At 40.2% G+C, this 26032-nt stretch carries 27 protein-coding genes and 2 tRNA genes; 20 read left to right on the plus strand and 9 right to left on the minus strand.

Annotated features, from left to right (window positions below; translation table 11 throughout):
• Positions 1-12 precede the first annotated feature (12 nt).
• The 7 genes from moaD to mltA all read left to right on the plus strand — a co-directional run bounded on the left by moaD (position 13) and on the right by mltA (position 5368).
• Positions 13-258, plus strand: coding sequence for a molybdopterin synthase sulfur carrier subunit (gene moaD / locus EDC51_RS01020; protein ID WP_025267098.1), 246 nt, complete (start codon positions 13-15; stop codon positions 256-258).
• Positions 259-711 carry a molybdopterin synthase catalytic subunit MoaE gene (gene moaE / locus EDC51_RS01025; RefSeq protein WP_025289276.1) on the plus strand — a complete coding sequence of 151 codons (453 nt, stop codon included), beginning with the start codon at positions 259-261 and terminating at the stop codon, positions 709-711. It abuts the gene before it with no gap.
• A 16-nt stretch (positions 712-727) separates the two neighbouring features.
• On the plus strand, positions 728-1219 hold the full coding sequence (gene ybeY / locus EDC51_RS01030; RefSeq protein WP_025267096.1) for an rRNA maturation RNase YbeY: 492 nt from the start codon (positions 728-730) through the stop codon (positions 1217-1219).
• Positions 1219-2289: an AAA family ATPase gene (locus EDC51_RS10895; RefSeq protein WP_249038447.1), complete on the plus strand. Its 1071-nt coding sequence runs from the start codon at positions 1219-1221 to the stop codon at positions 2287-2289. The genes ybeY and EDC51_RS10895 overlap by 1 nt, the downstream gene beginning before the upstream one ends.
• Complete coding sequence (locus EDC51_RS10900) at positions 2210-3022, plus strand: GNAT family N-acetyltransferase (RefSeq protein WP_249038448.1); 813 nt, start codon at positions 2210-2212, stop codon at positions 3020-3022. The genes EDC51_RS10895 and EDC51_RS10900 overlap by 80 nt, the downstream gene beginning before the upstream one ends.
• A gap of 73 nt (positions 3023-3095) precedes the next feature.
• Complete coding sequence (gene mglB / locus EDC51_RS01040) at positions 3096-4076, plus strand: galactose/glucose ABC transporter substrate-binding protein MglB (RefSeq protein ID WP_125135041.1); 981 nt, start codon at positions 3096-3098, stop codon at positions 4074-4076.
• A 185-nt stretch (positions 4077-4261) separates the two neighbouring features.
• Positions 4262-5368, plus strand: coding sequence for a murein transglycosylase A (gene mltA / locus EDC51_RS01045; RefSeq protein ID WP_131927925.1), 1107 nt, complete (start codon positions 4262-4264; stop codon positions 5366-5368).
• 106 nt (positions 5369-5474) lie between these two features.
• Here mltA and EDC51_RS01050 read toward each other — a convergent pair whose 3' ends face one another.
• From EDC51_RS01050 to znuC, 3 genes are all read right to left on the minus strand, one after another.
• A complete protein-coding gene (locus EDC51_RS01050) occupies positions 5475-6275 on the minus strand; it encodes a class II glutamine amidotransferase (protein WP_025267094.1) in 801 nt (266 codons plus the stop codon).
• A 113-nt stretch (positions 6276-6388) separates the two neighbouring features.
• The gene (gene znuB / locus EDC51_RS01055; RefSeq protein ID WP_131927926.1) at positions 6389-7174 is read right to left on the minus strand and encodes a zinc ABC transporter permease subunit ZnuB; all 786 of its coding nucleotides are present in this window, start codon (positions 7172-7174) and stop codon (positions 6389-6391) included.
• Positions 7175-7182: 8 nt separating this feature from the next.
• On the minus strand, positions 7183-7983 hold the full coding sequence (gene znuC, locus EDC51_RS01060) for a zinc ABC transporter ATP-binding protein ZnuC (RefSeq protein WP_131927927.1): 801 nt from the start codon (positions 7981-7983) through the stop codon (positions 7183-7185).
• Positions 7984-8120: 137 nt separating this feature from the next.
• On the opposite strand from znuC, the gene mepM reads away from it, so the two are divergent.
• From mepM to dapA, 6 genes are all read left to right on the plus strand, one after another.
• Entirely contained in the window at positions 8121-9692 is a 1572-nt protein-coding gene (mepM, locus tag EDC51_RS01065; RefSeq protein WP_131927928.1) for a murein DD-endopeptidase MepM, read from the plus strand.
• A 16-nt stretch (positions 9693-9708) separates the two neighbouring features.
• Positions 9709-10392, plus strand: coding sequence for a bifunctional protein-disulfide isomerase/oxidoreductase DsbC (gene dsbC, locus EDC51_RS01070; RefSeq protein ID WP_015432428.1), 684 nt, complete (start codon positions 9709-9711; stop codon positions 10390-10392).
• Between the two features lie 111 nt (positions 10393-10503).
• Positions 10504-12222, plus strand: coding sequence for a single-stranded-DNA-specific exonuclease RecJ (recJ, locus tag EDC51_RS01075; protein WP_131927929.1), 1719 nt, complete (start codon positions 10504-10506; stop codon positions 12220-12222).
• Between the two features lie 128 nt (positions 12223-12350).
• Positions 12351-13205 carry an OmpA family protein gene (locus tag EDC51_RS01080; protein WP_025289283.1) on the plus strand — a complete coding sequence of 285 codons (855 nt, stop codon included), beginning with the start codon at positions 12351-12353 and terminating at the stop codon, positions 13203-13205.
• 62 nt (positions 13206-13267) lie between these two features.
• Complete coding sequence (locus tag EDC51_RS01085) at positions 13268-14083, plus strand: pyridoxal phosphatase (RefSeq protein WP_025289284.1); 816 nt, start codon at positions 13268-13270, stop codon at positions 14081-14083.
• Positions 14084-14199: 116 nt separating this feature from the next.
• On the plus strand, positions 14200-15087 hold the full coding sequence (dapA, locus tag EDC51_RS01090; RefSeq protein WP_025267089.1) for a 4-hydroxy-tetrahydrodipicolinate synthase: 888 nt from the start codon (positions 14200-14202) through the stop codon (positions 15085-15087).
• Between the two features lie 43 nt (positions 15088-15130).
• On the opposite strand, the gene folD is transcribed toward dapA, so the two are convergent.
• Positions 15131-15982, minus strand: a complete 852-nt coding sequence (gene folD / locus EDC51_RS01095) for a bifunctional methylenetetrahydrofolate dehydrogenase/methenyltetrahydrofolate cyclohydrolase FolD (protein ID WP_015432433.1) — start codon at positions 15980-15982, stop codon at positions 15131-15133.
• Positions 15983-16206: 224 nt separating this feature from the next.
• Between folD and EDC51_RS01100 the strand changes: the two genes are divergently transcribed.
• The 5 genes from EDC51_RS01100 to EDC51_RS01120 all read left to right on the plus strand — a co-directional run bounded on the left by EDC51_RS01100 (position 16207) and on the right by EDC51_RS01120 (position 18526).
• A tRNA-Pro gene (locus tag EDC51_RS01100) sits at positions 16207-16283 on the plus strand.
• A 40-nt stretch (positions 16284-16323) separates the two neighbouring features.
• Positions 16324-16400: transfer RNA gene (locus EDC51_RS01105), tRNA-Arg, on the plus strand.
• A 239-nt stretch (positions 16401-16639) separates the two neighbouring features.
• Positions 16640-17791: a tRNA guanosine(34) transglycosylase Tgt gene (tgt, locus tag EDC51_RS01110; RefSeq protein WP_131927930.1), complete on the plus strand. Its 1152-nt coding sequence runs from the start codon at positions 16640-16642 to the stop codon at positions 17789-17791.
• On the plus strand, positions 17784-18296 hold the full coding sequence (locus EDC51_RS01115; RefSeq protein WP_015432435.1) for a hemerythrin domain-containing protein: 513 nt from the start codon (positions 17784-17786) through the stop codon (positions 18294-18296). The genes tgt and EDC51_RS01115 overlap by 8 nt, the downstream gene beginning before the upstream one ends.
• The gene (locus tag EDC51_RS01120) at positions 18296-18526 is read left to right on the plus strand and encodes a sulfurtransferase TusA family protein (RefSeq protein WP_131927931.1); all 231 of its coding nucleotides are present in this window, start codon (positions 18296-18298) and stop codon (positions 18524-18526) included. The genes EDC51_RS01115 and EDC51_RS01120 overlap by 1 nt, the downstream gene beginning before the upstream one ends.
• Positions 18527-18592: 66 nt before the next feature.
• Here EDC51_RS01120 and EDC51_RS01125 read toward each other — a convergent pair whose 3' ends face one another.
• Genes EDC51_RS01125 through EDC51_RS01135 form a run of 3 tightly spaced genes read right to left on the minus strand, consistent with a single transcriptional unit; the run spans position 18593 to position 22040 of the window.
• Positions 18593-20557, minus strand: coding sequence for a TRAP transporter permease (locus tag EDC51_RS01125; RefSeq protein WP_131927932.1), 1965 nt, complete (start codon positions 20555-20557; stop codon positions 18593-18595).
• Positions 20523-21029, minus strand: a complete 507-nt coding sequence (locus tag EDC51_RS01130; RefSeq protein ID WP_131927933.1) for a DUF1850 domain-containing protein — start codon at positions 21027-21029, stop codon at positions 20523-20525. The genes EDC51_RS01125 and EDC51_RS01130 overlap by 35 nt, the downstream gene beginning before the upstream one ends.
• A 3-nt stretch (positions 21030-21032) precedes the next feature.
• The gene (locus tag EDC51_RS01135) at positions 21033-22040 is read right to left on the minus strand and encodes a TAXI family TRAP transporter solute-binding subunit (protein WP_131927934.1); all 1008 of its coding nucleotides are present in this window, start codon (positions 22038-22040) and stop codon (positions 21033-21035) included.
• Positions 22041-22399: 359 nt separating this feature from the next.
• On the opposite strand from EDC51_RS01135, the gene EDC51_RS01140 reads away from it, so the two are divergent.
• The gene (locus tag EDC51_RS01140; RefSeq protein ID WP_015432439.1) at positions 22400-23479 is read left to right on the plus strand and encodes a zinc-dependent alcohol dehydrogenase family protein; all 1080 of its coding nucleotides are present in this window, start codon (positions 22400-22402) and stop codon (positions 23477-23479) included.
• A 185-nt stretch (positions 23480-23664) separates the two neighbouring features.
• Here EDC51_RS01140 and leuB read toward each other — a convergent pair whose 3' ends face one another.
• Complete coding sequence (gene leuB / locus EDC51_RS01145; protein WP_025267087.1) at positions 23665-24741, minus strand: 3-isopropylmalate dehydrogenase; 1077 nt, start codon at positions 24739-24741, stop codon at positions 23665-23667.
• 126 nt (positions 24742-24867) lie between these two features.
• Here leuB and EDC51_RS01150 point away from each other — a divergent pair, with 126 nt between their 5' ends.
• Complete coding sequence (locus EDC51_RS01150; RefSeq protein WP_025289290.1) at positions 24868-25098, plus strand: YceK/YidQ family lipoprotein; 231 nt, start codon at positions 24868-24870, stop codon at positions 25096-25098.
• 1 nt (position 25099) lies between these two features.
• On the opposite strand, the gene ubiG is transcribed toward EDC51_RS01150, so the two are convergent.
• Positions 25100-25822, minus strand: a complete 723-nt coding sequence (ubiG, locus tag EDC51_RS01155; protein ID WP_064317975.1) for a bifunctional 2-polyprenyl-6-hydroxyphenol methylase/3-demethylubiquinol 3-O-methyltransferase UbiG — start codon at positions 25820-25822, stop codon at positions 25100-25102.
• Positions 25823-26032: the final 210 nt, after the last annotated feature.

The raw sequence follows: 26032 nt of genomic DNA on the forward strand, positions 1-26032 counted from the left end.
TAAGGAAAAACAATGATTAACGTTTTATTTTTCGCCCAAACTCGTGAATTAGTGGGGCAAGATAGCCTAGAAATTGAGGCGATATTCCATACCGCAGACGAACTACGCCAACATCTCGCCAATCAAGGTGGGAAATGGGAACTGGCGTTACAAAGCGGTAAATTATTAGTGGCAATTAACCAAACGATTTCACCACTTTCTACTGAAATTAAAGATGGCGATGAAGTTGCCTTTTTCCCGCCAGTCACAGGGGGCTAAATGGAAAATTTAATCAAAGTACAAACGGAAAATTTTGATCAAAATGCCGTTTATCGCTGGCTTGCAGAAAATCATCGAGTTGGTGCAACAACGGTTTTTGTGGGCAAGGTGCGAGAAATGAATTTAGGTGATAGCGTTTCAGGTTTATATTTAGAGCACTATCCAGCGATGACTGAAAAAGCCCTAAATGAAATCGTGACTGAAGCACGGCAACGCTGGGAATTGGAGCGTGTGGCGGTGATCCATCGTGTTGGGCAACTCTATACAGGTGATGAAATTGTTCTTGTGGGCGTCAGCTCTGCTCATCGTGGCAATGCCTATGCCGCTAATGAATTTATTATGGATTATCTTAAAACCAAAGCCCCATTTTGGAAACGAGAAACCACTGCACAAGGCGACCGCTGGGTTGAAGAGCGTGAAAGCGATCTACAAGCGGCAGAAAAGTGGCAATAATTTGCAAAAGATAAAAATGGAAAATTTATATATTGATCTACAAATCGCCTGTGAAAACAGCGAAAACTTACCCACTGAACAACAATTCTATACTTGGGTACACAAAGCCCTCGCAATGCAAGCAAAAACCGAAGATTTCCCCGAAACAGAAATCACTATTCGCATTGTAGATGAAGCGGAAAGCCACGAACTCAATCTGACCTATCGTGGTAAAGACAAACCGACTAATGTGCTTTCCTTTCCGTTTGAAATGCCTGAGGGCGTGGAAGATTTGCCACTACTCGGCGATCTGGTTATCTGCCGTCAAGTAATGGAAAACGAAGCCAAAGAGCAACAAATTTCCGAAGAAAGCCACTGGGCGCATTTATCCGTACACGGCACACTGCATTTGCTTGGTTACGATCATATTGAAGAAGATGAGGCGGTTGAGATGGAAAGTCTAGAAACGGAAATTATGATCGCACTGGGGTATGGTGATCCTTATTTAAGTGAGAAATTGCCTGAATAATGCGAAAACTGGTCATCATTAACCAAACGGGCGTACGCAGTACGCCCTCACAACCTTCTATCCAAATTCCCCCACATTTTGAGCCTATTCCTTTTTCCAATGCCAAATCTCTGCTCGGGAATGAATACCCTTTTGCGATTTATGATATGCGTGCAGAAAATGGTATCCATTTTAATTTAGAAGCCTTTGCGATTGTGGCGGGGACAATTCAACGTGGTGGCACACTCTATTTGTGTTGCAAGGATTGGGACAACGTAGAAAATACGCTCGATTTGGATAGCCTGCGTTGGAATGAAGATAATGCGATTTCTACACCGAGATTCTGGGCATTTTTTAAGGTGTTGGTACAGAAATATGGTTTTGAGTGTAGGGGCGTATGTTATACACCCGAAAAAATGGGCGATATCGTGGGCGTACGCAGTACGCCCCTACAATTCAATGCACAACAGCAATTTATTCTTAAAAAACTACCGCTTGATGACGCCGATATTCATTTAATCACTGCCCCTCGTGGTCGGGGGAAATCTACACTGGCTGGAAAACTTGCCGAGCAACTTTCACAGCAACACAACGTCATCATTACCGCACGTTCAAAAGCGGCTTTGCCAAGTTTTTGGCAACAGATTAAAAGTGAAAACATACAATTTTTTGCGCCTGATTATTTATTGCAAGCGGTGCAAAAAGGTGAAAATGTTGCAAAAACGTGGTTATTTATTGATGAAGCGGCAAGCTTACCCTTGCCTATGTTAAAAGCCTTAACAAATGCGTTTGAAAAAGTGGTGATGACGACCACCACGCAAAATTATGAAGGGACAGGGCGTGGATTTGAGTTGAAATTGCCGAAAATGTTGAATAAACCTTTTCAACATTGGACGTTGCACACGCCGTTGCGCTGGGGGGAGAATGACCCGTTGGAAGGGTTTATCAATGACTTACTCCTTCTTACCGATGAACAAACTCCCCTCTTTGCTAAAGAGGGGGAGCAGTATTGTGGAAAAAATAACTTTCTACCACTTACTCACCACAGCCCACTACAAAACCACCCCTACCGATCTTCGCCGCTTATTTGATGGCGAAAATCAGAAGCTATTTGAAATTCGGGAAAATCAGCAGTTGATTGCTGGGGCTTGGGGGATTTTTGAAGGGGGGCTAGATAGAGAGCTGACTCAGGCAATTTGGCGAGGTGAACGCCGTCCAAAGGGGAATCTCGTTGCACAATATCTTTGTTTTCAGGGCAATTTTCCGCAGGCTTGCCAATTGCGATCTCTTCGGATCTCTCGTATTGCAGTAGCCCCTGAAATGCAAGGAAAAGGCTACGGCAAGCGGTTGATTTCTGAGATGATTTTGCAAATTTCAGTGCAAAATCCACCGCTTGATTTTCTTTCCGTGAGCTTTGGAATGAATGATGAATTACTGAATTTCTGGCAACAATGCGGTTTTCAGCAGGTAGCAATTAGCCAGAATCCTGAAGCCAGCAGCGGTTTATACAGCGCGATGATGATTTATCCTGTCTCGCTACGAGGAAAAGCGTTTGTTGATCAAGCAAGCGTACAATTCCAACGCAACCAAATTTTGCAAAAAAATATAGAATTTCAACCGCTTACTGAGTGGGATTGGCAGAATATTAAGGGATTTATCCGCGCTTCTCGGACATTTACGGCTTGTTTGCCAAGTTTATTGCGCCTTGCTCAAATAGATAAATTTACTTTTGTGCGAGATTATTTGACGCTGGAAAAACTGGATAAACCACGCCTTCAGCAGTTCAAAACGACATTATGTCATTCTTTATATTTTTTGAACTAGATCACATACGCAAACGTTTTTTTTCGCTAGAATTTTTTTAACCACATGGAAGTTTCATGATAAGGAGCAAACAATGAAAATTGTGTTAAATACATTAGCTTTGGCTGTTGGTTTTGCTGCTATCTCGTCTGTGGCAGCGCAAACACGTATTGGAGTGGCTATCTATAATTATGATGACAATTTTATGTCATTAATGCGTAAGGAGATAGTACAAGAAGCCGCACGTATGAAAGAAGTTAATTTGCTGCTAAATGATTCTCAGAATGCTCAGTCTATTCAAAATAATCAGGTTGATGTGTTAGTTCCTCGAGTGGATGTTTTGGCGGTAAATTTAGTTGATCCGATGGCAGCTGAAACCATAATTGGTAAAGCTAAATTGCGCAATATGCCAGTGGTCTTTTTTAATAAAGATCCTGGTGAGAAAGCTATTCAAAGCTATGAACAAGCCTACTATGTTGGGGCGAATCCACCTTCAGAAGCGGGTAAGATTCAAGGTGAATTAATTGCTAAACATTGGCAGGCAAATGCAAATTTTGATTTGAATAAAGATGGCAAAATTCAATATGCGCTATTGCAGGGCGAATTAGGTCATCCTGATACTGCGGCGCGTAGCCAAGCTGTGATTGCCGAACTTAATAGACAAGGTATTGCAACAGAAGCTATTTTTGTCGATAGCGCATTATGGAAGAGTGAATTGGCTCAACAAAAAGTAACCACTTGGCTAGCAAGCCCTAAAGCGGATGAAATTGAAGTGGTCATTGCAAATAATGATGCAATGGCAATGGGGGCGTTAAATGCGCTGAAAACAGCAGGTAAAAAATTGCCGCTTTTTGGTATTGATGCTTTGCCTGAAGCTTTAGCTTTAGTGAAGAGTGGCGATTTAACCGCGACTGTGTTAAATGACGGGATGAGTCAAAGTAAAGCGCTGGTGCAGGTTGCTCAAAATTTAGCAACTGCTAAACCCGCAACAGAGGGCTTAGTTTGGCAGATGCAAGCACGCAATTTGCGTATTCCTTATATTGGCGTTGATAAGGATAATTTACCTAAATTTTAGGTGGCCATTTATCGCTTATTAAGCCGTAACTTTAGCCGAAAATACCAACCCATAATAAGGGTTTTGTGTATCCTTTTTCGGCTTTTTTTGCTACTCTAATTAAGGTGTGTTGAAGTTTAACAATCGCACCAGACTAAAACGTTCAGCATTTCTCACCTTACTTTTGTTATTTTTAAGGATATGACATGGCTTGGAAAGCATATAAAAAATTCACTTTTTTAACCGCTGTAGCACTATTAGTTGCAAGCTGTAGTGGTGATAAACAAAAATCATCAGCAGGAACTAACTTTGATCCAGAAACCGCAAAATTTGGTGCGGTATTTAAAGGCAGACAATTCATTTCTCACTCGACGCCACTGGCGCTAAGTAAAGGCGTGAATATGAGTGGGAAAGTAATTAATACTAAAGATTTCATCAATCAGCTACGTTATGTAAATGCATATTCAAACAGCATTGCTGAAACTTATGGTTCAACATATAACAAAATGTCTCGCTGGTTGGCTTCAGGTGGAAATGTTGCCGACCTTGCTAAATATGGTATCTATACCCGCCAAATGCGAGGCATGGATGGTTATCAAAATGTGCTGATGACGGGGTATTTTATTCCTGTTATAGAAGCACGCAGCCGCCCGCAAGGTGAATTCCGTCATCCTGTGCATGCTGTGCCGCAGGGTAATCGTAAATATTCGCGTGCAGAAATCTATGCAGGGGCATTAAATGGCAAAGGCTTAGAATTAGCTTATTCTAATTCCATGCTAGATAATTTTTTGATGGAAGTGCAAGGTTCAGGCTTTATGCGTGTTGATGGGCAATTACGTCATTTTGCATATGGTAATAAAAATGGTTATAGCTATACGAGTATTGGACGTTTACTCGTTGAAGATGGCGAAATTGCTAAGGAAAAAATGTCTACTCAAGCCATTAAAGAATGGGCGGCGAGAAATCCATATCGTTTGCAAAATTTGTTAGAACGTAATCAATCTTACGTTTATTTCCGTCCTGATCCAACTTTTGATGTCAAAGGCTCAGCAGGGGTGCCATTAGTCGCTTTAGCATCTGTTGCTTCTGATACGAATCTTGTGCCATCGGGTTCGGTTTTGTTAGTTGAAATGCCATTAATTGATAGTAAAGGTAACTGGACAGGTAAACATGAGTTACGTTTAATGGTGGCTTTGGATCGAGGGGGCGCAGTAAAAGGCCAGCATTTCGATTTATATCAAGGTATTGGCGATAAAGCGGGACATACTGCTGGTCATCTGAAGCATTATGGTCGAGTGTGGGTGCTAAATTAAGGCTAGATTAACAAATGCACCGTTGGCAAAATTGCGAACGGTGCATTTTTTATATGGCTGAGTTTTGCAAAAAATTGCTCAATATTTACCGCTTGTGCGTTTATGATTAGACATGATCTAAATTATCGGGTAATGAGCCTTCTATTTCATATAAAAGATCACCATCTTTAAAGAAGACATAACCACCATTTTTCATTTTGACCCAATTTTCGTTTTTAGTGAGGGGCTTGGTGGTAATGATAGTAACCTTGTCAGCTTCTGTGGTATATTCGCGGAAATCAATCATTACATCATCATCACGCAGTGCTTTGCCAAACGGGGCTTTACGCGTAACGTAATGCAGGTGAGTAGAGCAACGTGCGATCATCCAATGCCCATTGGACAAAATAAAATTAAATACACCATAATTTGCCAGTTCCGTGGTGATATCAACTACCGCATCAAAAATTTCTTTTTCTGATGGCTTTTGGGCAAAACGCTGTTTTAATTTATCTGCGATACAACAAAATGCCAGCTCTGAATCCGTTGAACCAATCGGCTGGTAGTGGCTTTTTGGGCAATGTTGGAGATTTTCCACGGTACCGTTATGTGCAAAGACCCAGTTCTCTCCCCAAATTTCACGGATAAAGGGATGAGTGTTTTCGAGTACTACGCCGCCTTTGGTTGCTTTACGGATGTGAGCAATCACGTTATAGGATTTTATACGATATTGGGAGACAAGATCACCGATAGGTGATGATGAAGCTGCCTTATTATCGCGAAAAATGCGAATACCTTTACCTTCAAAAAATGCAATGCCAAAACCGTCTGTATGGCAGTCAGTTAAGCCTGCACGCCGTCGAAATCCTTCAAAAGAAAATGTAATATCCGTAGGAGTATTACAGTTCATCCCTAATAATTGACACATAATCACATCCAAAAATTTATTTCAAAAAAATCCCCTAAAACAGGGGATACAAGGGGTGTGATTTAACCGAAAATCTGCAAAAAATTCAATATGTTTTTGGATATTTTCTGTGATTAATTTTCTGTTTTTTTGATTAACGCCAAAATAAACAGTAAACCAGAACAGACCACGACCGATGGTCCCGCTGGCGTATCTTTCAGAGCGGAGAGTAGTAAACCACCACACACAGCAAGCCAACCAAATAACATCGCGTAACAAACCATCTGTTCTGGCGTGCGGGCAAAACGGCGGGCAGTTGCGGCAGGAATAATCAACAGTGATGTAATGATCAGTGCGCCAACAAATTTCATACTTAAAGCGATGGTCATAGCGGTGAGTAACATCAGCAATAAACGTAGACGCTCAACATTTAACCCTTCGATTTGAGCAAGCTCAGGGCTGACCGTAATGGCAAGGAATTTTTGCCAAAAAATCAGGGTAATAACACCAATAATGGCAACGCCAATTGCGATAAAGAAAACATCATCAGTATGAATGGCGAGCAAATCACCAAATAGGTAGCCCATAAGATCGACTCGTACATTGTCTAATAAGGCAATAGTGAGTACGCCTAACGAAAGACTGGTATGAGCAATAATTCCCAATAAGGTATCGACTGAGTGATTAGAACGTCGTTCTAACCAGACTAATGCGAAAGCGAGTAGCACAACCATCAAAATCACAGCGATATAGGGATCGGTTTGCAGGAAGATGCCTAGTGATACTCCTAATAATGCAGAGTGCGATAATGTATCGCCGAAATATGCCATTTTCCGCCAAACTACAAAAGCACCCAACGGGGCAGTAATCAAAATCAGTAATGAGCCAGCAATCCATGCAGGCAATAAAATATCAAACATAATTTTCCTTAATGACGGCATTGGCCATGACATACATCACCATGTAGATCGTGATGATGGTTGTGATGGTGGCTATAAAAAGCAACATTATTGGCAAATTGATCACCAAAAAAGTGGATAAAACTTGGGTCACCAGTAACGGTTTCTGGTGAGCCGGCACAACAGATATGTCGATTAATGCAGAGCACTTCATCAGTATTTGCCATCACTATATTCAAATCGTGAGAAACCATTAAAATCGCGCAATTAAGCCATTCACGTGTTTTATTTAGCAGTTGATAGAGTTCGGTTTGCCCTGTAATATCCACACCCTGCATCGGTTCATCGAGTACTAGTAATTGTGGGTGATCCAAAATTGCTCGGGCGAGTAGTACGCGTTGTAGTTCTCCACCGGACAGTTTTTGCATACTATTTTGGCTAAGATGAGTGATATTAAATAACGCCAAAGCCTGCTGGATATCACTTTTTGAGCTATTGGGCTTAAGAGCAAGAAATTTGGCAACAGTAATTGGGATAGAATAATCTAAATGCAATTTTTGTGGTACATAGCCGATTTTTAACCCTTTGCTATGCCATATATTGCCGCTGTTGGCTCGTTGTAGCTTAAGTAATACTTTAAGCAAGGTTGACTTGCCGCCACCATTAGGCCCTACGATGGTTGTAATAGAGTTAGGGTAGATGGAAAGATTAATATTTTCCAGAATAGATTGTTCCCCAAATGTGACGTTAATCTGCTCTAAACGCAGTAAAGGTTCGGCTTTTTCTACCTTTGTTGGTGAAATTTTCGCCCGAATCCGTTGAATTTTCATAGCAATAAATTTTTTATGGATATAAAACATGTTAAACTTAGCGGATTTTTAAGCCTTTGACAAGATTTAGCTTGTATCAAGTGCTTGAGTTTTGTAGAAATTTTACGGTAACTAAAGATAGAGATTAGGAATAAATTTTGCAGCATGTTGTTTTTGCTAGAGAACGACGCCGTAAAAAACTTCGCCTAAGAGGGTTGCTGTTTTTTATGGCGTTGATCTGTATTGCGATTGGGATTGGATTAGCACTAAAAAATGAAGATACGCGTTTACCTAAAAATAGCCTTGTAGTTTTCGAAGAGCATACTCTTTTGGGAAAAGAATTTGATTCTGAAAATGAACGAGACATTTTAGGCACAGATGCGCACGCGAATATTTTAAGTGGTGAACCAACCTATATTGATATTGAGATCAATGAGGCGGATAGTGGTGAAGACACTATTGGACAAGTAGAAGAAGATATAAATGCGACTTCTTATGAAGATGAATTAAGTGAGCATGATGATATTGATAGCGAAATGCCAAACATGGGTGAAATGCTGATCAGTAATGCTGAAATTTTTGAAGATCTTAGCATCGCGCTTGCACAAGGGGATATCAAGCTGGATGATAAAGTGTCCTCTGAACAACCTGATAGCACACCGGAAAAGCCACGAAAAGCGCGTCATTATAGCTATACGGTAACCCGCGGGGATAAATTGCGTGACGTGTTAGAACAGTCTGGTATTTCGGCGAGTTTCTCAAAGGCATTAGAACGCAAATTTCCGCAGCTGGCTAGTTTACAAACAGGGCAACAATTCCAATGGGGATTAGATGCTGATGGTGATTTAGAATACATGCATTGGTTAGTCTCAGAAAAGGAAGAGCAGCGGTTTGAGCGCAAAGAAAAAAATCGATTTACAGTGCGTAAAATCGAGAAAAAAGGCGTTTGGAAACAGGATGTAGTGAAAGGCACAATTGATGGTAATTTTGTTGCCAGTATGAAAAATGTAGGGTTGTCGGCTCGTCAAATCCAACAACTTGCTAGTGGCTTGCAATGGCAAATTTCAACTAATAAGCTGAAAAAAGGCGATAGGTTTGCAATTTTAGTCAAGCGGGAGTATATCAATGGCAAGGTAACGGATTTAGGTAATGTGGAGGCTTTGCATATTATTAGTGGTAACAAAAGTTATTATGCAATTCAAGCTGAGAACGGACGCTATTATAGCCGTCACGGTGAAACTTTAGGTAAAGGCTTTGCGCGTTATCCATTACAATTTACCCCAAGAATTTCGTCATCGTTTAACCCAAGACGAATTCACCCTATTTCAAAGCGATTAAGACCACATAAAGGGGTCGATTTTGCCGTGCCGACAGGAACACCGATTATCGCTCCAGCAGATGGTGTAGTTGAGCATGTTGCCTATCAGGCAAAAGGCGCAGGGCGTTATATTAAAATCCGTCATGGTGGGCAATATACCACAGTCTATATGCATTTAAGTAAACCATTGGTAAAAATCGGACAGAGCGTTAAAAAAGGCGAACGGATAGCCCTTTCAGGAAATACGGGCGGTTCAACAGGAGCACATTTGCATTATGAATTTCATATTAATGGTAACCCAGTTAATCCGATGACGGTTAAACTGCCTGGGACGGGCTCAGGAATGCCAGATAAAGAACGTAAAGCATTTTTGGTCAAAGCCAAAGGTGTAGAAACGAAATTGAAACTCTAACTTTTAAGGAACTTTTATGAAAAACAGTCTAATTACATTACTCGGATTTTCACTTGCCTGCTCGGCATTTGCTGATGATGCAAGCCTAAAAAAACAATTAGAAAAAATGGGGGCAACAAATGTGGTGATTAGCCCATCAGCATTGCCAAATTTCAAAACGGCAGTGACAGATCAAGGCGTGTTGCAAATTAGTGAAAATGGTCGCTTTGTAATTCAAGGACAGGTATTTGAACTCAAAGAGGGCAAGGCGATTGATATTACCAATAATGCACTATTAGCAGAATTAAACACCTTGGAGAACGAGATGATTATTTATCCAGCTAAAAATGAAAAACATGTTGTGACTGTATTTATGGATATTACTTGCCATTATTGCCATATTCTGCATAGCAAACTTAAAGAATATAATGAATTGGGTATTACTATCCGTTATTTGGCTTTTCCTCGTGGTGGCATGAATACGAAAACAGCAAAACAAATGGAAGCAATTTGGACAGCAGATGATAAGGTATTCGCTTTAAACGAAGCAGAAAAGGGCAACCTACCAAAAGAGCAAAAAACACCTAAAATTGTGAAAAAACACTATGAATTAGGCTTAAAATTTGGGGTAAATGGTACACCAAATATGGTAACCAAAGAAGGAGAATTAATTCGTGGCTATGTTGAGCCGAAAGAATTAGCGGCTATGCTAAACGAATAATTATCAATAGCTCCTAGCAAGCGGTATATTTCATACAAATTTTTGCAAAAAATTTGCGAAACACTACCGCTTGTTAATGTTTATTTTTACTCTTAATTTTTAAAGAATTACGTGAAACTGATCAAACAACGCCAGCCACAAACCACGGCACATCTTTCTGAGCATCCACTCCTTAATCGAATTTACCAAAATCGCGGGGTTCAATCACCTGATGAATTAGCGCTAACGTTGCAGCACATTCATTCTCCGAGTTTATTAGCGAATATCGATCAAGCTACAGATCTACTGGTATCAATGTTTTTGCGACAGGCGAAAATTATCGTTGTGGGTGATTTTGATGCCGATGGGGCAACAAGTACTGCTTTAGCTGTTATTGGCTTACGGCAGTTTGGTTTCCAACAAGTTGATTATTTAATTCCAGATCGTTTTTCACAAGGCTATGGGCTGAGTGAAAGTGTGGCTGAAATGGTGATTGCTAAAGGCGTTGATCTGGTTTTAACGGTTGATAATGGTATTTCTTCTTTTGAGGGTATCGCGCTGTTAAAACAGCAGGGAATTCAGGTATTGGTTACCGATCACCATTTACCTTCAGACGGCTTGCCGGTTGCTGATGCAATGGTAAATCCGAATTTACCGCAATGTACTTTTCCATCGAAGAACCTTGCTGGGGTTGGTGTTATTTTTTATGTCATGATTGCATTGCGGGCAAAATTCCGAGCATTAGGGCTATTCTCAGCAAAAGAACCTAATATAGCGGAATTATTAGATTTGGTTGCACTAGGTACGGTTGCTGATGTTGTTCCGCTAGATCATAATAATCGGATTTTGGTGAATCAAGGGTTATTGCGTATTCAAGCGGGGCAATGCCGAGTGGGTATTCAAGCATTAATTGAAATTGCCAAAAGGGAAGCGGCAACATTGCAAGCGGCAGATCTTGGTTTTGCGGTTGCACCGAGGTTGAATGCGGCAGGACGTTTAGAAAATATGTCGTTAGGCGTAGAGTTATTGATCTGCGATAATCTCGCATTAGCACGGCAATTGGCCTTGGAGCTTGATAGCTTAAACCAAACACGTAAAGAATTTGAGCAAGAAATGAAAACGGAAGCACTTGCTATTTGTGCTAAGTTACCAGAGTTAGAGCAAAAAGATCAGGCACATGGCATAGTGTTATATCAAGCAGATTGGCATCAGGGTGTGATTGGTATATTAGCCTCAAGAATTAAAGATCAATTTCATCGTCCAGTTATTGCTTTTGCCCAAGAAAGTGATGAAAGCAAATTATTAAAAGGTTCGGCAAGATCGATTGCAGGATTACATATTCGAGATATTTTAGAACGAATTGACAGTAATTATCCTGAATTGATTGTGAAATTTGGTGGGCATGCTATGGCGGCTGGTTTAACGATTCATCAGAGTCAATTAGAGCAATTTAAAATGGTGTTTAATCAGACGGTAAATGAATTTGCCGAGCCAGCAATGTTACAAGGTATTGTATATACAGATGGAGAATTACAAAAAGGGGAATTTAATTTACATACCGTTGAATTATTACGCCAAGCAGGGCCTTGGGGACAAAATTTTCCTGAGCCGATTTTTGAAGGTAATTTCAAAGTATTACAACAACGTTTGCTAGCAGGAAAGCACCTAAAATTATTATTAGAAAACGAACAAGGCATGCTTTTAGATGGGATTTGGTTTAATACAGATTTACGTTATTACCCAGATTTATCAATTAAATACGCTAGAATTTGTTATAAGTTGGATATTAATGAGTTTCGTGGTAGCCGTAATTTACAACTATTAGTTGAGTATTTTTCTACGATAAATTGAATAAATTTCATCAGCCAACTAGAATAATCTAGATTAGTATTGTAAAATCGCAAACGTTTTTGTCTCTTAACAGGCAAAATAGCTTATTGATAAGCTTAAATATACTTTTCTATAAAGGAACTACTAATATGAAAAAAACGACTGTTTTTCGCGGTTTATTACTGTCAAGCGTTGCGTTGGCTGTAGCTGCTTGCGGTAACCTAAGCGAAGTATCTGATGCAGGTACAACAGATAATCCTGTTTTCCCAAAAATTTCTGAGTCTGAGTTCAACCATGACGGTTCTCAATTTGGTTCTTGGCCAAACTGGGAAAATGTACGTCAAATTGAACGCGGTATGAATAAAGATCAATTGTACTACTTAATCGGTCGTCCACACTTTGAAGAAGGTTTATATGCCGTTCGTGAATGGGACTATGCATTCAACTACCGTGAAAACGGCGTTCACAAAATTTGCCAATTTAAAATTTTATTCGACAAAAATATGAACGCTCAGAGCTTCTTCTGGTATCCAAATGGTTGTAATGGTAACGCAAGCTATAACTTAGAAGGTGACTTCTTATTTGATTTCGATAAAGACACTTTAACAGCTAAAGGTAAAGAGGTTGTTGATAATGTTGCAGCACAATTAAAATCTTCAGGTGCTCAGCAAGTAAAAATTGAAGGTCATACTGACCGCTTAGGTTCTGTTGCTTATAACTTGGATCTTTCACAACGCCGTGCGAATATGGTGAAAGCACGTTTACAACAACAAGGCGTTACCGCAGAGATGACTGCGGTAGGTTTAGGTAAAGCGCACCAAGTTAAAGCTTGTGAAGGCTATGCACATGCAAGTCAAGCTGAAAAAGATTGCTTGCGCCCTAACCGTCGTGTGGTGATTTCTGCAAATGGCGGCGTGTTGAAACAGAGCGAGGGTGGTAATGTTGCAGGTCCTACTGGCCCAGCACCACTTTATCAAACTCCAGCATACAACACTGGTAAATAAATTTTTAATATTAAATGAAAAAGGACGAGTAATCGTCCTTTTTTGTCTATATGGAGTTATCTATGTCTTATAAAGCGATTGCCTTCGATCTCGATGGCACATTATTATCTAGCCAAGCCACTATTTTAGATTCAAGTAAACAAGCAATTAAAGCAGCGCAAGCAAAGGGGTTAAAGATCTTCATTGTGACAGGCCGTCACCATACAGCAGTCCGCCCATACTATGCTGAATTGGGTTTAGATACGCCAGTGGTATGTTGTAATGGGACTTATCTGTATGATTTTAAAAATGATCAGGTATTGGCATCTAATCCCTTGAGTGCAGAACAGGCGACTTTCTTGATTACACAAGCTAAACAACAAGGAATTCATACGGCAGTTTATACACGCGATGCGATGGTGTATGAGGTGTTAAATCCCCATTTCGAAAAATTGCAGCAATGGGTGGCAAGCTGTCCAGAAGATGTACGCCCAAATGTGCATCAAATAGAGGATTTCCTGTCATTAGTTGATAGTGGTAACACGATTTGGAAAGTGCTGATTAGTGATCCTGATTTAAATAAAATGCAAAATTTTGTTGAAAAGCTACCGCTTGATCAATTTAGTCCCGAGTGGTCTTGGGTTGATCGCGCAGATATTACTCGTACAGGTAATAGTAAAGGAAACTGCTTAGCAGAACTATTAAAACGAGAACAGATCGATCCTAAACAGGTCATTGCTTTCGGTGATAATTTTAATGATATCAGTATGCTCTCTCTAGTGGGAATGGGCATTGCAATGGGGGGCTCAGAGCTGGAAGTGCAACAAAATGCAAAACGTGTAATAGGCTCAAATAACGAAGATAGCATTGCGCAAACATTAGCGGATTTGTTGAAATAATAGCAAGCGGTATATTTCTTGAGATTTTTTGCAAAGTGTAAAATTTTGCTTGCATATTTCTCAAGTTTTTTGCAATCTAGCGAACATAATTTTTCTTATAAACAGGAGTGAATTTTATGTCTAAACCGCTTTTCTCAGGTAGTATCGTTGCCCTTATAACTCCAATGCGACATGGAGAAGTCGATTTTGATGGCTTAAAAAGCCTAGTCGAATTTCACATTAAAGCAGGCACCCATGGTATTGTTTCTGTGGGTACAACAGGTGAATGTAGCACATTGAGTATTGATGAAAATGTGAAAGTGATTCGCAAAACCGTGGAATTTGCAGCAGGGCGAATTCCTGTTATTGCAGGGACTGGTTCAAATGCGACTAGCGAAGCCATTACGATGACTAAATTAGTTGCAGACAGTGGGGTAGCTGGCTGTTTAAGCGTGGTACCTTACTATAATAAACCAACTCAGGAAGGTTTATATCAGCACTATAAAGCCATTGCTGAGTGTACTGATTTACCTCAAATTTTATATAACGTTCCAGGACGTACAGGGTGTGATTTAAAACCTGAAACCATTGGCCGTCTAGCTGAAATTCCAAATATTGTTGCGGTAAAAGAGGCAACAGGAGATTTAAGTCGTTTGCCATTAATTAAAGAGCTAGCAGGAGACGATTTTATTTTCTTAAGTGGCGATGATGCAACAGGATTTGAGTCAATGAAACAGGGGGGGCAAGGGGTTATTTCAGTTACCAATAACCTTGCTGCAGCAGATATGGCAAAAATGTGTGAATTGACACTGGCAGGAAAATTTGATGAAGCTGAAGTGATTAATAAACGCTTAGATGCCTTACATCACAACTTATTTGTAGAGGGTAATCCAATCCCTGTTAAATGGGCAGCACACCGTATAGGCTTAATTAGTGAGCCAAGCTTACGCCTACCATTAACGGTACTTTCTGAGCAATACCATTCAGTAATTGAAGACGCGCTAAAACAAGCCGGCTTACTGTAATTTTACTAAAACTAACCCCGCGCGGTGCGCGGGGTTTTGTTTTTTAAGCAGTATGCTGTTGATAAGCTTGTAAGGTATTTTTCATTAGCATTGCAACCGTCATCGGGCCAACTCCACCTGGGACAGGTGTAATGAATGATGCTTTTTGTTTGGCCGTCTCGAATTCTACATCACCAATAATCTTTCCTTCGACACGATTAATGCCAACATCGATCACGATCGCGCCTTCTTTAATCCATTCGCCTTTGATTAAGTGTGGCTTACCTACCGCAACAATCACTAGATCTGCTTGGCGGATATGTTGCTCAAGATTTTCAGTGAAACGGTGTGTAATAGTAGTGGTACAGCCTAAAATTAATAGTTCCATTGCCATTGGTCGCCCAACAATATTTGATGCGCCAACAATTACAGCATGCTTACCGCGAACATTTACGTTAGTACTTGCTAGTAATTCAACGATGCCATAGGGAGTACAAGAGCGCAATGTCGGAATACGCTGGCAGAGGCGTCCCACATTGTAAGGATGAAAACCATCGACATCTTTATCTGGGCGAATCGCCTCTATAACTTTACTACTGTCAATTTGTTCAGGAAGAGGTAGCTGAACTAGAATCCCATCTATTGTGTCATCTTGATTAAGCTGAGAAATTAGCGCCAGTAAATCTGTTTCAGTGGTATTAGCAGGTAAATCGAAAGATTTTGATAAAATCCCCATTTCTTCACAACTTTTACGTTTATTCGCAACATAAATTTGCGATGCAGGATCTGCGCCTACTAAAATAACGGCTAAGCCAGGTGCTCGTTTTCCTTCCCCTTTATAGTATTGAATTTGCTGCGCAATGTTAGATTTAATTTGCTTAGCAATAGCGGTGCCTGAAATAATCGTTGCAGTCATAAATAAAAATTCCTCATAAAGTTATGATTTGCTTATTATATCACATGCGCAAACGTTTGCTTATATAATAAGACAAAATTTTAATTTTGCCTTATTTTCGCAAAAAAATGTTTGATTGATAAGTAAAATTAGCAATATGCATAAATAACCACCATTCAACCACAATTTTTCCAAAAAGCATTGACGACAAGAAATTATCACCTATAATGCACAGTACTTTACGTCGGCGAGTAGCGCAGCTTGGTAGCGCAACTGGTTTGGGACCAGTGGGTCGTAGGTTCAAATCCTATCTCGCCGACCACTTTTTCTAAAAGCCCCTCTAAGTAAATTTCCAATACTACGCGCCCTTAGCTCAGCTGGATAGAGCAACGCCCTTCTAAGGCGTGGGTCAAAGGTTCGAATCCTTTAGGGCGTGCCATTTTATTCCCTGTGTTGATATTTAAAGTAGTGTGTTTATCCGCTTGAAAATGGCACAATTGAAGAAAATATACCGAATAGAGTTTTTCTTTTCAAAAATTTACTGATGAAGTCTCTGTGATTTGAACGTATAACTTTTGCCTTAAAACCTATTAACACTTTCTATTCTTCCTTACTTTTTATCCTAAAAACAGTTAGAATACCTCTCCTTTTAGCTTGAACTGTTTATTCGAGAAATTTATGAAATATGAACTGAAAAAAACAAGTGGTAACGCGCGTCGTGGCCGCTTAACCTTCTCTCGCCCGAAAGGCGAGTTTCACGTTGAAACACCGGTTTTTATGCCTGTTGGGACTTACGGCACTGTTAAAGGAATGACCCCTGAGGAAGTTGCAGCAACGGGAGCCCAAATCTTACTTGGCAATACTTTCCACCTTTGGTTACGTCCTGGGCAAGAAGTGATGAAAATGCATGGTGATTTGCACGATTTTATGCAATGGCATGGACCGATTCTAACCGATTCGGGTGGTTTCCAAGTGTTTAGTTTGGGTAAATTACGTAAAATTAAAGAAGAAGGTGTCCATTTCCAAAATCCAATCAGTGGGGAGAAAATTTTCTTATCTCCTGAAAAGTCAATGGAGATTCAATACGATCTCGGTTCTGATATCGTGATGATCTTTGATGAATGTACGCCATATCCTGCCACTTTTGATTATGCAAAACAGTCTATGGAAATGTCACTACGTTGGGCAAAACGTAGTCGTGATCGCTTTGATGAACTGCAAAATCCAAATGCGTTATTTGGTATTATCCAAGGTGGTGTTTACGAAGAGTTGCGTAAAATCTCGGTGGAAAAATTAGTTGAAATCGGCTTTGATGGATATGCGGTGGGCGGTTTAGCCGTAGGTGAGCCAAAAGAGGATATGCACCGTATACTAGAATATGTTTGCCCACAAATCCCTGCAGATAAACCTCGCTATTTAATGGGTGTGGGTAAGCCTGAAGATTTGGTGGAAGGTGTACGTCGTGGAATTGATATGTTCGATTGTGTTATGCCAACTCGTAATGCGCGGAATGGCCATTTATTTGTGACTAATGGCGTGGTAAAAATCCGTAATGCCAAATACAAAACGGACACCACACCGCTTGACCCAGAGTGTGATTGCTACACTTGTAAAAACTACACAAAAGCCTACCTTTATCACTTAGATAAATGTAATGAAATTTTAGGCGCGAGATTAAACACCATTCATAATCTGCGTTATTATCAACGCTTAATGGCTGAAATTCGTCAAGCGATTGAAGATGATCGTTTTGATGATTTTGTGGTGGAATTTTACCAACGTATGGGTAAAGAAGTCCCCCCATTACAATTAGGGCAAGACAATGCTTAATTTAGAGCCTCAGAAATTCGTCACTTGGGATGAACCGATAGAAATGCTTTATGCTTGCCACAGTCGGGTTAAACAGTTTTGTCGTCAGTTATTAATACTGCCTGATTATATTGCTCAGAATGGCGTAAATCAGGCGGTAAAAAACGATGTACAGCAGATTTTGAATTACTTTAATCAAGCTGCACCGTTACACCATGATGATGAAGAAAAGGATTTTTTCCCTGCGTTAGCTCAGAAGTTACCAGAAACACAGCAAGCCATTCATGAGCTGGAAAGCCAGCACGAGGCTTTACACCAAAACTGGTATGAACTGCGAGAGAAATTACAGGATTTACTGGCAGATAAGCTAGAGAATATCGAACCTGAATTGATCAAGCGGTTTGTGTCTGGCTATGATTTGCATATTTCAATTGAAGAACCGTTGTTTGAATTGGGACGAGTGCATTTAGCGGAAAGTGAGTTGGAAACAATGGGAAAAATAATGGCAGAACGCCGTAAAATCTAATGGAATACCAGCTTGATTTAACCGCCTATCGTTGCCCTTTGCCGTTGCTAATGATTAAAAAAGCCTTAGCGACGCTCGCAAAGGGCGATGTTTTATGGGTCACACTTGCAGTGCATAGCAGTGTGGAGGATATTCGCTTACTCTGTGATGAATTAGGTTATGAGTTTCAATCAAAACAGCCAGTTAATCAAACAGACAAGCGCTTGGTTTTTGCTATTTTTTTACAATAAAGATAAGCATAAACTTTCTTAAAGTTGGATTACCATTATTGGCCGTGAAACGGCTTTTACAAGCGGTTATTTTTGGCGATAATTTAGCAAAATTATTGCTGTCACAATTGCAATACCTGCCAAATCAGTTATTAATTCAGGAATGATCAGCATTAATGAACCAGCAGCAAGTATAATTCTTTGCCAAAGTGCCATTGGATTTTTAAAATAGCCTTCCACTGCCGCGGAAAGCCCTAATACACCAATTACTGATGATATAATGACGACAGCTATCTCCGTGGCGTTTGGTAATGGGAAAGTTTTTGTCATGACTGCAACATTAGCCGTTTCAATCATTAGCATATGCGGATTATAAACAAACATAAACGGCACAATAAAACCAGCAAGTGCTAATTTTAGCGATTGCCAACCCGTTTTCATTGGATCTCCCTGTGCAATTCCAGCTCCTGCAAATGAAGCAAGAGCAACAGGTGGAGTAATATTGGCAAAAATACCAAAGTAGAATACAAACATATGAGCGACTAATACTGGGATCCCAAAGGTGGCTAAGGCTGGGGCAGCCATGGTGGCCGTGATGATATAAGCGGGGATCGATGGTAAGCCCATGCCAAGAATAATGGATGCGATCATCGTTAAGAGCAACGTTAAGAATAATGAACCTGCACCTAAGGTCACAATTGAAGAGGTAATGACACTACCAAAGCTTGTGAGATTGACCACGCCAATGACGATTCCTACTACGGCACAAGCTGCCATCACAGATAATGATTGTTTTGCCCCGTCTTCTAACGCTTCAATAATTTCTTTTATGCCCATACGGGTTTCTTTGCGAATTTGGCTAACAAGCACGGTAATACCAATCGTATAAGCGGCGGCATAGCCAATAGGGACAGACTCAATTAATAACCAAATTAATGCCACAATAGGCAACAGCATGTGTCCACGGGTTTGCATGATTGCTTTAAATTTTGGCAATTGCTCTTTAGGCAGCCCTTTGAGATTTTGCTTACCTGCTCGGAAATGCACTTGAGCGATCACCCCTAGATAGTAGAGTAGTGCTGGCAGCAGAGCCGCTAATGCAATAGTTGCATAGCTTACCCCAGTTGTTTCCGCCATAATAAATGCACTTGCGCCCATAATGGGCGGTAAGATTTGTCCACCGACAGAAGCACTAGCTTCCACTGCGCCTGCGAAGTTTTTGTGATAACCAATTTTCTTCATTAACGGAATGGTAAACGCCCCTGTGCTGACCACATTTGCGACTGCCGCGCCATTAATACTGCCCATAAAACCACTGGAAATCACAGCAACTTTAGCTGGGCCTCCTTGTTTATCACCAGCTAGCGCAAGAGCAATATCATTGAATAGCTGCCCCATACCCGATTTAGCAAGAAATGCCCCGAAGAGAATAAACAAGAAAATGAACGTGACGGAAGCACCAATTGCAGAGGAGAAAATGCCTTCAGTTTTTAGATAAAGTTGCCCGAAAATATCCCCGAGATCGTAAGGGCGAGTTAGGAGTTTATCCGGCATAAAATCCATGGAGCTAATAAATGGATAAAGCAAAAAAATCAATGCAAACAAAATTAAGATCCAACCGGTTACACGCCGAGTTGCTTCAAGTACCACTAAGGTAGTGATAATCGCAAAAATAATATCAAGCGTATTAGGAATCCCGCCTCGTACCGTCATTAATGCTTGGTATTGATGCAGTAAATATCCTACGCTCCCTATGCTACCTAAAATCCATACCCAATCAAACCATGCCATATTGCTTTGGCGGCTTTTAGATGAAGCAGGATAAATCAAAAAAATTAATAACGTCCCAACGCCAACGTGAATAGCGCGTTGCAAAAGGGTAGGCATTGGGTAGAAAGTAATATAGAGGTGGAAGAGTGAATAAAGCACCGCAATTATAGTGATTGCAAATTTTTGGACAGAATGACCCGCTTGTCGCATGAGCGATTCACGATCGTATTTTTCCAAAATCTCCTGCTCAGTTAGCGGGCTTTGCGTTTTTGCTTGAGACATTGCAAGAACTCCTTAACAGATAAAACCAAAATGGGGCACGTTTTGATTGAATATGAACGACGCTATACTCAGGTAAATATTGATATAAGGGTATTTCTTTGTGTTCTACCAGAAATGTTCCTTCCATATTGGGTGAAACCACCCAATCCAGTTCATTTACTCTTATTTGATGCTTATAGCCGATATAACCTTGAGGTGCATTGGTAATTGCTGTTGTATATGAAGGTGTTCCAGCACCGAAGGTTTGTAACCAGCTTTCAAATAGCTCAAATTGGTTTGCTTGATGGCGGTAGTGTTCATACCATAATTGCTTTTCGACAGAATGTCGCCAACGCAAACTAAAATATTTACTACGTATATTGCAATGAAGTGCCCCACTAGAAATAGAAAGATAAGAAACCGGAAAAAATCCAGCCAGTAAAATCACAGCATTAAATAGCCCAAAATACCGGCTGAATTTTTTCTTTAACATAGCTTATTTGGCATTGATTTCATCAAAATATTTTTTGGCACCCGCGTGTAATGGGGCAACCAAACCTTGTTGTGCATCTTGAATATTAATATCCTTTGCCGCTTGGTGAGCAGTTTGTAATTGTGGCAAACTCTCAAAGAATGTTTTAGTGAGTAGATAAACATCATTCTCGCTTAAATCCTTGCGGACAACCAACGCATTTTTAATTGCAGCGGTCGGAATAGGTGCTTCGTTACCATAAGTGTGTGCAGGAATGGTTAATGCGGTGAAATACGCTTTATCTTGGGCAATCTTTTCTACCCCATCAGTAGGAATAGCGACGACTTGCAAATCAAAGCCTTGCTGTAATTCCATTAATGATGAGTTGGGTAGACCACTTGTTAAGAATGCTGCATCTAGGCTGCCAGATTTCAACGCATCTGCAGCTTCTGCATAACCTAAGTAATCCACTTTAATATCATTATAACTAATACCAAATCCGGCTAAGAGATTACGAGCATTGACTTCAACACCTGAATTTTGTGCACCAGTTGCAACACGTTTGCCTTTTAAATCTGTAATGGTTTTAATGCCAGAACGCTTAGAGGTTACAATTTGAACATAGTTAGGATAAAGCGCAGCAATTTGTTCAATATTTTCTAATTTAGTCGGAAAGCTCCCTACACCATTTAAAGCATCACTGAGTGCATCACTCATCACAAATGCCATCTCAACTTTTTTTTGAGCCAATAAGTTAAGATTTTCAACTGATGCGCCCGTGGTTTGTGTTTTAGAATTGGTTGCCAATTGTTTGGCATAAATATCGGCAAGTGTTGTTGCGATAATATTGTAAGGGCCGGAAGCGCCACCGGTTGCGATTGTAACAAATTTGCTCTGTACTTTATCTATAGCATCTATAGCCCCCTGCCCAGTGCTGGTTCCGTTTGCTTGTGTTTTATCATCACATGCTGTTAGAGAGAAAGTTAATAATCCTAGTGTTAGTGTTGTGAGTACAAATTGTCGTATTTTCATAATAACTCCAAGTAAGGATAGTGAAGAGAAAAGGTTTAACAAATTTGAAATATTCATTGCAGAATTTTTGAATACATAAAAATCTGTTTATAACGTTATCGTTCTGTATAAATACCGCAAACGGTTGCTTTAATCAAGAAAAAGTAAAAATATCGTGATTTAGCTGGAATTCTACTTGATGGGCACTCATGTGCATCCCTTATTCAGTATTATCTTTGGTTAATTTTATGTTAATTAAGTTAAAAAATGGTTGCAATTTAACTATTGCCTGATCTATAGTGAATATGAGTACTATTAGTATTCAATCCCACCAAATAACATTGGAATCTTACTTTTATCCACTAATTAAGGAGAAAATTATGGCGACAATGAAAGCAATGACCTATTACGGCGAAAATGACATTCGTTTTGAGGAGCGCCCTATTCCGACTATTCAATCTGCTACTGATGCAATTATTCGCTTAACTAAATCAACTATTTGTGGTACGGATTTAGGAATTTGGAAAGGCAAAAATCCTGAAATTGAACAAACTGCGTTGGCTCAAACTGGCACATGGAATGGACGAATTCTCGGGCATGAAGGAATTGGCGTTGTAGAGGAAGTGGGGGAGGGTGTAAAAAACTTTAAACGAGGGGATAAAGTGATTATTTCTTGTGTTAGTCGTTGTGGCACCTGTGAGAACTGCCAGAAACAGCTATATGCGCATTGTCGTAATGGCGGAGGTTGGATTATGGGTTACATGATTGATGGCACACATGCAGAATATGTTCGCACACCTTTTGCGGATAACTCTCTTTATCACCTACCAGATGATATTAATGAAGATGTGGCAGTGTTACTCTCGGATATTTTACCGACAAGCCATGAAATTGGTGTGCAATATGGCGACGTAAAACCTGGAGACAGCGTAGCAATTGTTGGTGCAGGGCCAATAGGCATGTCAGCGTTACTTACCGCACAATTTTATTCACCTGCTGAAATTATTATGGTAGATATGGATGATAACCGTCTTGGGCTGGCTAAAGAGCTCGGTGCAAGTCATGTGATCAATTCCAAAAAAGAAGATGCAGTAGCAAGAATATTGGCTTTAACTGATGGACGAGGTGTAGATTGTGCGATTGAGGCCGTGGGTTATCCCGCTACATGGGATATTTGTCAAAATGTAGTGAAAGAGGGAGGACACCTCGCTAACGTAGGGGTTCATGGTCAGCCCGTACAATTTAATATTGATAAGCTTTGGATTAAAAACCTCAATATCACTACCGGTTTAGTGAATGCAAATACGACAGGAATGTTATTGAAAACCTGCCAGTGTGGAAAATTGCCTCTGCATCGTTTAGCAAGTCATCATTTCAAATTTAGCGAAATGGAAAAAGCTTATAATGTATTCAAGCATGCCGCAGAAGAGAAAGCGATGAAAGTAATGATTGATTTCTAGCTATTTGATCGTTCTAAAAATCCTCGACTTGGTCGAGGATTTTAAGCATCAACACACCTTACAGACAAACCCATCTTTTTCACATGTGCCAATTTAGATGGGTTTATTTTGGGGCTTTCGAAGCATTTTGGCGTTTGCAAAAAGTTCGTATTTTTTAACCGCTTGTTGGATTTTTTATTTGCTATTTAGATATTATTAGCAATTAAATCGCCCATTTCGCTGGTTGAAACCGGCGTGGATTGATCGGCTAAATCAGCGGTGCGGTAGCCTTCGGCTAATACTTTTTTCACGGCATTTTCAATGGCAACGGCGGCATCTTCAAGATTAAAACTATAACGTAACATCATTGCCGCAGACAGAATTTGGGCAATAGGGTTAGCAATATTTTTGCCTGCAATGTCTGGAGCAGAACCGCCTGCCGGTTCATACAAGCCAAAACCTTTTTCATTTAAGCTGGCAGACGGCAGCATTCCCATTGATCCTGTAATCATGGCACATTCATCAGAAATAATATCACCGAAAATATTAGAACAGAGTAACACATCAAAGAACTCTGGCTGTTTAATCAATTGCATCGTCGCGTTATCAATATAGATATGGTCGAGCTTGACTTCAGGATATTCTTTTGCCATTTCATTAACGACTTCACGCCATAAAATCGAGCTCATTAGTACATTCGCTTTATCTACTGAGGTTACGTGTTTTTTACGTTTCATCGCCGTTTCGAACGCGACACGAGCGATACGCTCAATTTCATAGCGATGATATACCTCTGTGTCAAAGGCTTTTTCATTCGCCCCTTCACCTTCACGACCTTTAGGCTGACCAAAATAGATTCCACCAGTCAATTCACGTACAGTTACCATATCAAACCCTTTAGCTGCAATATCAGCACGCAAAGGACAGAATTGTTCCAAGCCTTTATAAAGTGTAGCTGGGCGCAAGTTGCAGAATAACGCGAAATGCTTACGAAGTGGTAATAATGCGCCACGCTCAGGTTGTTCATTTGCTGGTAGATGTTCCCATTTTGGCCCGCCTACGGAACCAAATAGAATGGCATCAGCTTGTTCACACCCCAGCTTAGTGCTTTCTGGAAATGCTGTACCATGGTTATCAATCGCGATCCCGCCGATATCATAATAATTATAATTGAGCGTGAAACCGAATTTTTGTTGGACTTTATCAAGTACTTTAACCGCTTGCGCCATAATTTCTGGGCCAATTCCGTCACCGCTTAATACTGCAATGTTGTAGCTTTGCATACAATTTCCTTTTATTTGAGTTTGCATTGAAAAACGTACTATAAAACATTTTTAGTCAGAAATGGCGACTTTTTTGCAGAAATTCATTACGTTGATTAGAATGTGCTAGATTTTGAGGATTTTTATATGAAACAAACCGCTTGTAGATGGATTTTTTTGGCTTGCTGCGCCTGTTTATTATCGGGGTGCGGTACGATTATTAGCTTGATTGAGCAAGATTACAGCGTTTATGCAGGTGTAGGACGTGATTTCTCAGCTATTCAGCAGGGTAGTTTGTTTAGTATAGTGGCAGTTATCGATCTGCCACTGAGTTTTGTCTTAGATACGTTAATGCTACCCGTTACGCTTTCGCAGTAGGCTATGCGTGTTGCATTACGGCAATATAGTTACAACTCACATCTTGGTTAAGCCAAAATTTTTCGGTAAGCGGATTAAAATGATAACCCACCATTTCACTGCATCTTAATCCAACCTGATCACTCCAGTTCAGCAATTCAGCCGGTTTAATAAATTTTTCAAATTCATGCGTGCCTTTGGGTAACATTTTGAGCACATATTCCGCCCCAATCACAACTAGCATATAGGCTTTAAACGTGCGGTTAATGGTTGAGAAGAATAACGTACCGTTTGGTTTTAATAAGGCTTGACAGCTTTGGATAATCGACAATGGTTCAGGGACATGTTCCAACATTTCCATGCAGGTGATCACATCAAATTTTTCCGCATTGCAAGCGGTCTGTTTTTGCAAAAAATCTTCAATGGTTGTTTGTTGATAATCAATGTTTAGCCCACTTTGTTCTGCGTGCAAACGTGCGACTTCAAGCGGTTTATCAGTCATATCAATGCCCGTAACGGTTGCGCCCAGTTTTGCCATCGCTTCACTTAAAATGCCGCCGCCGCAACCAACATCAAGCACTCTTTTTCCAAAAAGCCCTTGAGATTTTTCATTAATGTAGGCGCTACGCAACGGGTTGAGCAGATGAATGGGCTTGAAATCACCTTGTGGATCCCACCAAGTTTTTGCCATTTTTTCAAATTTAGCCAGTTCTTGAGGATCAATATTTGGAGTAGATTGTTGCATAAATTTTCTTCAGATAAATTTTTCTAATGATAAGCAGCGTTATTTTACCGAATAAAACGGGATTTTGCTGCTGAATGGGATAAAAAGTGGATGGAAAGACCATAAAATGTGATCTGCCTCACAAAATTGCACAAAAAAACAGCATTTAAGCATACTTTTTTTAATTTATTGGATAAATTTTTCTAATTGTTATTGCAAAGTTTAAAATCA

Origin of the sequence: Bibersteinia trehalosi (genome assembly GCF_004346205.1) — a bacterium.
Lineage (GTDB): Bacteria > Pseudomonadota > Gammaproteobacteria > Enterobacterales > Pasteurellaceae > Bibersteinia > Bibersteinia trehalosi.

Excerpts from the sequence above, each read along its gene's own strand:
- moaD (WP_025267098.1), top strand. The coding sequence starts at position 13 with ATGATTAACGTTTTATTTTTCGCCCAAACTCGTGAATTAGTGGGGCAA.
- moaE (WP_025289276.1), top strand. The coding sequence starts at position 259 with ATGGAAAATTTAATCAAAGTACAAACGGAAAATTTTGATCAAAATGCC.
- ybeY (WP_025267096.1), top strand. The coding sequence starts at position 728 with ATGGAAAATTTATATATTGATCTACAAATCGCCTGTGAAAACAGCGAA.
- EDC51_RS10895 (WP_249038447.1), top strand. The coding sequence starts at position 1,219 with ATGCGAAAACTGGTCATCATTAACCAAACGGGCGTACGCAGTACGCCC.
- mglB (WP_125135041.1), top strand. The coding sequence starts at position 3,096 with ATGAAAATTGTGTTAAATACATTAGCTTTGGCTGTTGGTTTTGCTGCT.
- mltA (WP_131927925.1), top strand. The coding sequence starts at position 4,262 with ATGGCTTGGAAAGCATATAAAAAATTCACTTTTTTAACCGCTGTAGCA.
- EDC51_RS01050 (WP_025267094.1), bottom strand. The coding sequence starts at position 6,275 with ATGTGTCAATTATTAGGGATGAACTGTAATACTCCTACGGATATTACA.
- znuB (WP_131927926.1), bottom strand. The coding sequence starts at position 7,174 with ATGTTTGATATTTTATTGCCTGCATGGATTGCTGGCTCATTACTGATT.
- znuC (WP_131927927.1), bottom strand. The coding sequence starts at position 7,983 with ATGAAAATTCAACGGATTCGGGCGAAAATTTCACCAACAAAGGTAGAA.
- dsbC (WP_015432428.1), top strand. The coding sequence starts at position 9,709 with ATGAAAAACAGTCTAATTACATTACTCGGATTTTCACTTGCCTGCTCG.
- EDC51_RS01080 (WP_025289283.1), top strand. The coding sequence starts at position 12,351 with ATGAAAAAAACGACTGTTTTTCGCGGTTTATTACTGTCAAGCGTTGCG.
- EDC51_RS01085 (WP_025289284.1), top strand. The coding sequence starts at position 13,268 with ATGTCTTATAAAGCGATTGCCTTCGATCTCGATGGCACATTATTATCT.
- dapA (WP_025267089.1), top strand. The coding sequence starts at position 14,200 with ATGTCTAAACCGCTTTTCTCAGGTAGTATCGTTGCCCTTATAACTCCA.
- folD (WP_015432433.1), bottom strand. The coding sequence starts at position 15,982 with ATGACTGCAACGATTATTTCAGGCACCGCTATTGCTAAGCAAATTAAA.
- tgt (WP_131927930.1), top strand. The coding sequence starts at position 16,640 with ATGAAATATGAACTGAAAAAAACAAGTGGTAACGCGCGTCGTGGCCGC.
- EDC51_RS01115 (WP_015432435.1), top strand. The coding sequence starts at position 17,784 with ATGCTTAATTTAGAGCCTCAGAAATTCGTCACTTGGGATGAACCGATA.
- EDC51_RS01120 (WP_131927931.1), top strand. The coding sequence starts at position 18,296 with ATGGAATACCAGCTTGATTTAACCGCCTATCGTTGCCCTTTGCCGTTG.
- EDC51_RS01125 (WP_131927932.1), bottom strand. The coding sequence starts at position 20,557 with ATGTCTCAAGCAAAAACGCAAAGCCCGCTAACTGAGCAGGAGATTTTG.
- EDC51_RS01130 (WP_131927933.1), bottom strand. The coding sequence starts at position 21,029 with ATGTTAAAGAAAAAATTCAGCCGGTATTTTGGGCTATTTAATGCTGTG.
- EDC51_RS01135 (WP_131927934.1), bottom strand. The coding sequence starts at position 22,040 with ATGAAAATACGACAATTTGTACTCACAACACTAACACTAGGATTATTA.
- EDC51_RS01140 (WP_015432439.1), top strand. The coding sequence starts at position 22,400 with ATGGCGACAATGAAAGCAATGACCTATTACGGCGAAAATGACATTCGT.
- leuB (WP_025267087.1), bottom strand. The coding sequence starts at position 24,741 with ATGCAAAGCTACAACATTGCAGTATTAAGCGGTGACGGAATTGGCCCA.
- EDC51_RS01150 (WP_025289290.1), top strand. The coding sequence starts at position 24,868 with ATGAAACAAACCGCTTGTAGATGGATTTTTTTGGCTTGCTGCGCCTGT.
- ubiG (WP_064317975.1), bottom strand. The coding sequence starts at position 25,822 with ATGCAACAATCTACTCCAAATATTGATCCTCAAGAACTGGCTAAATTT.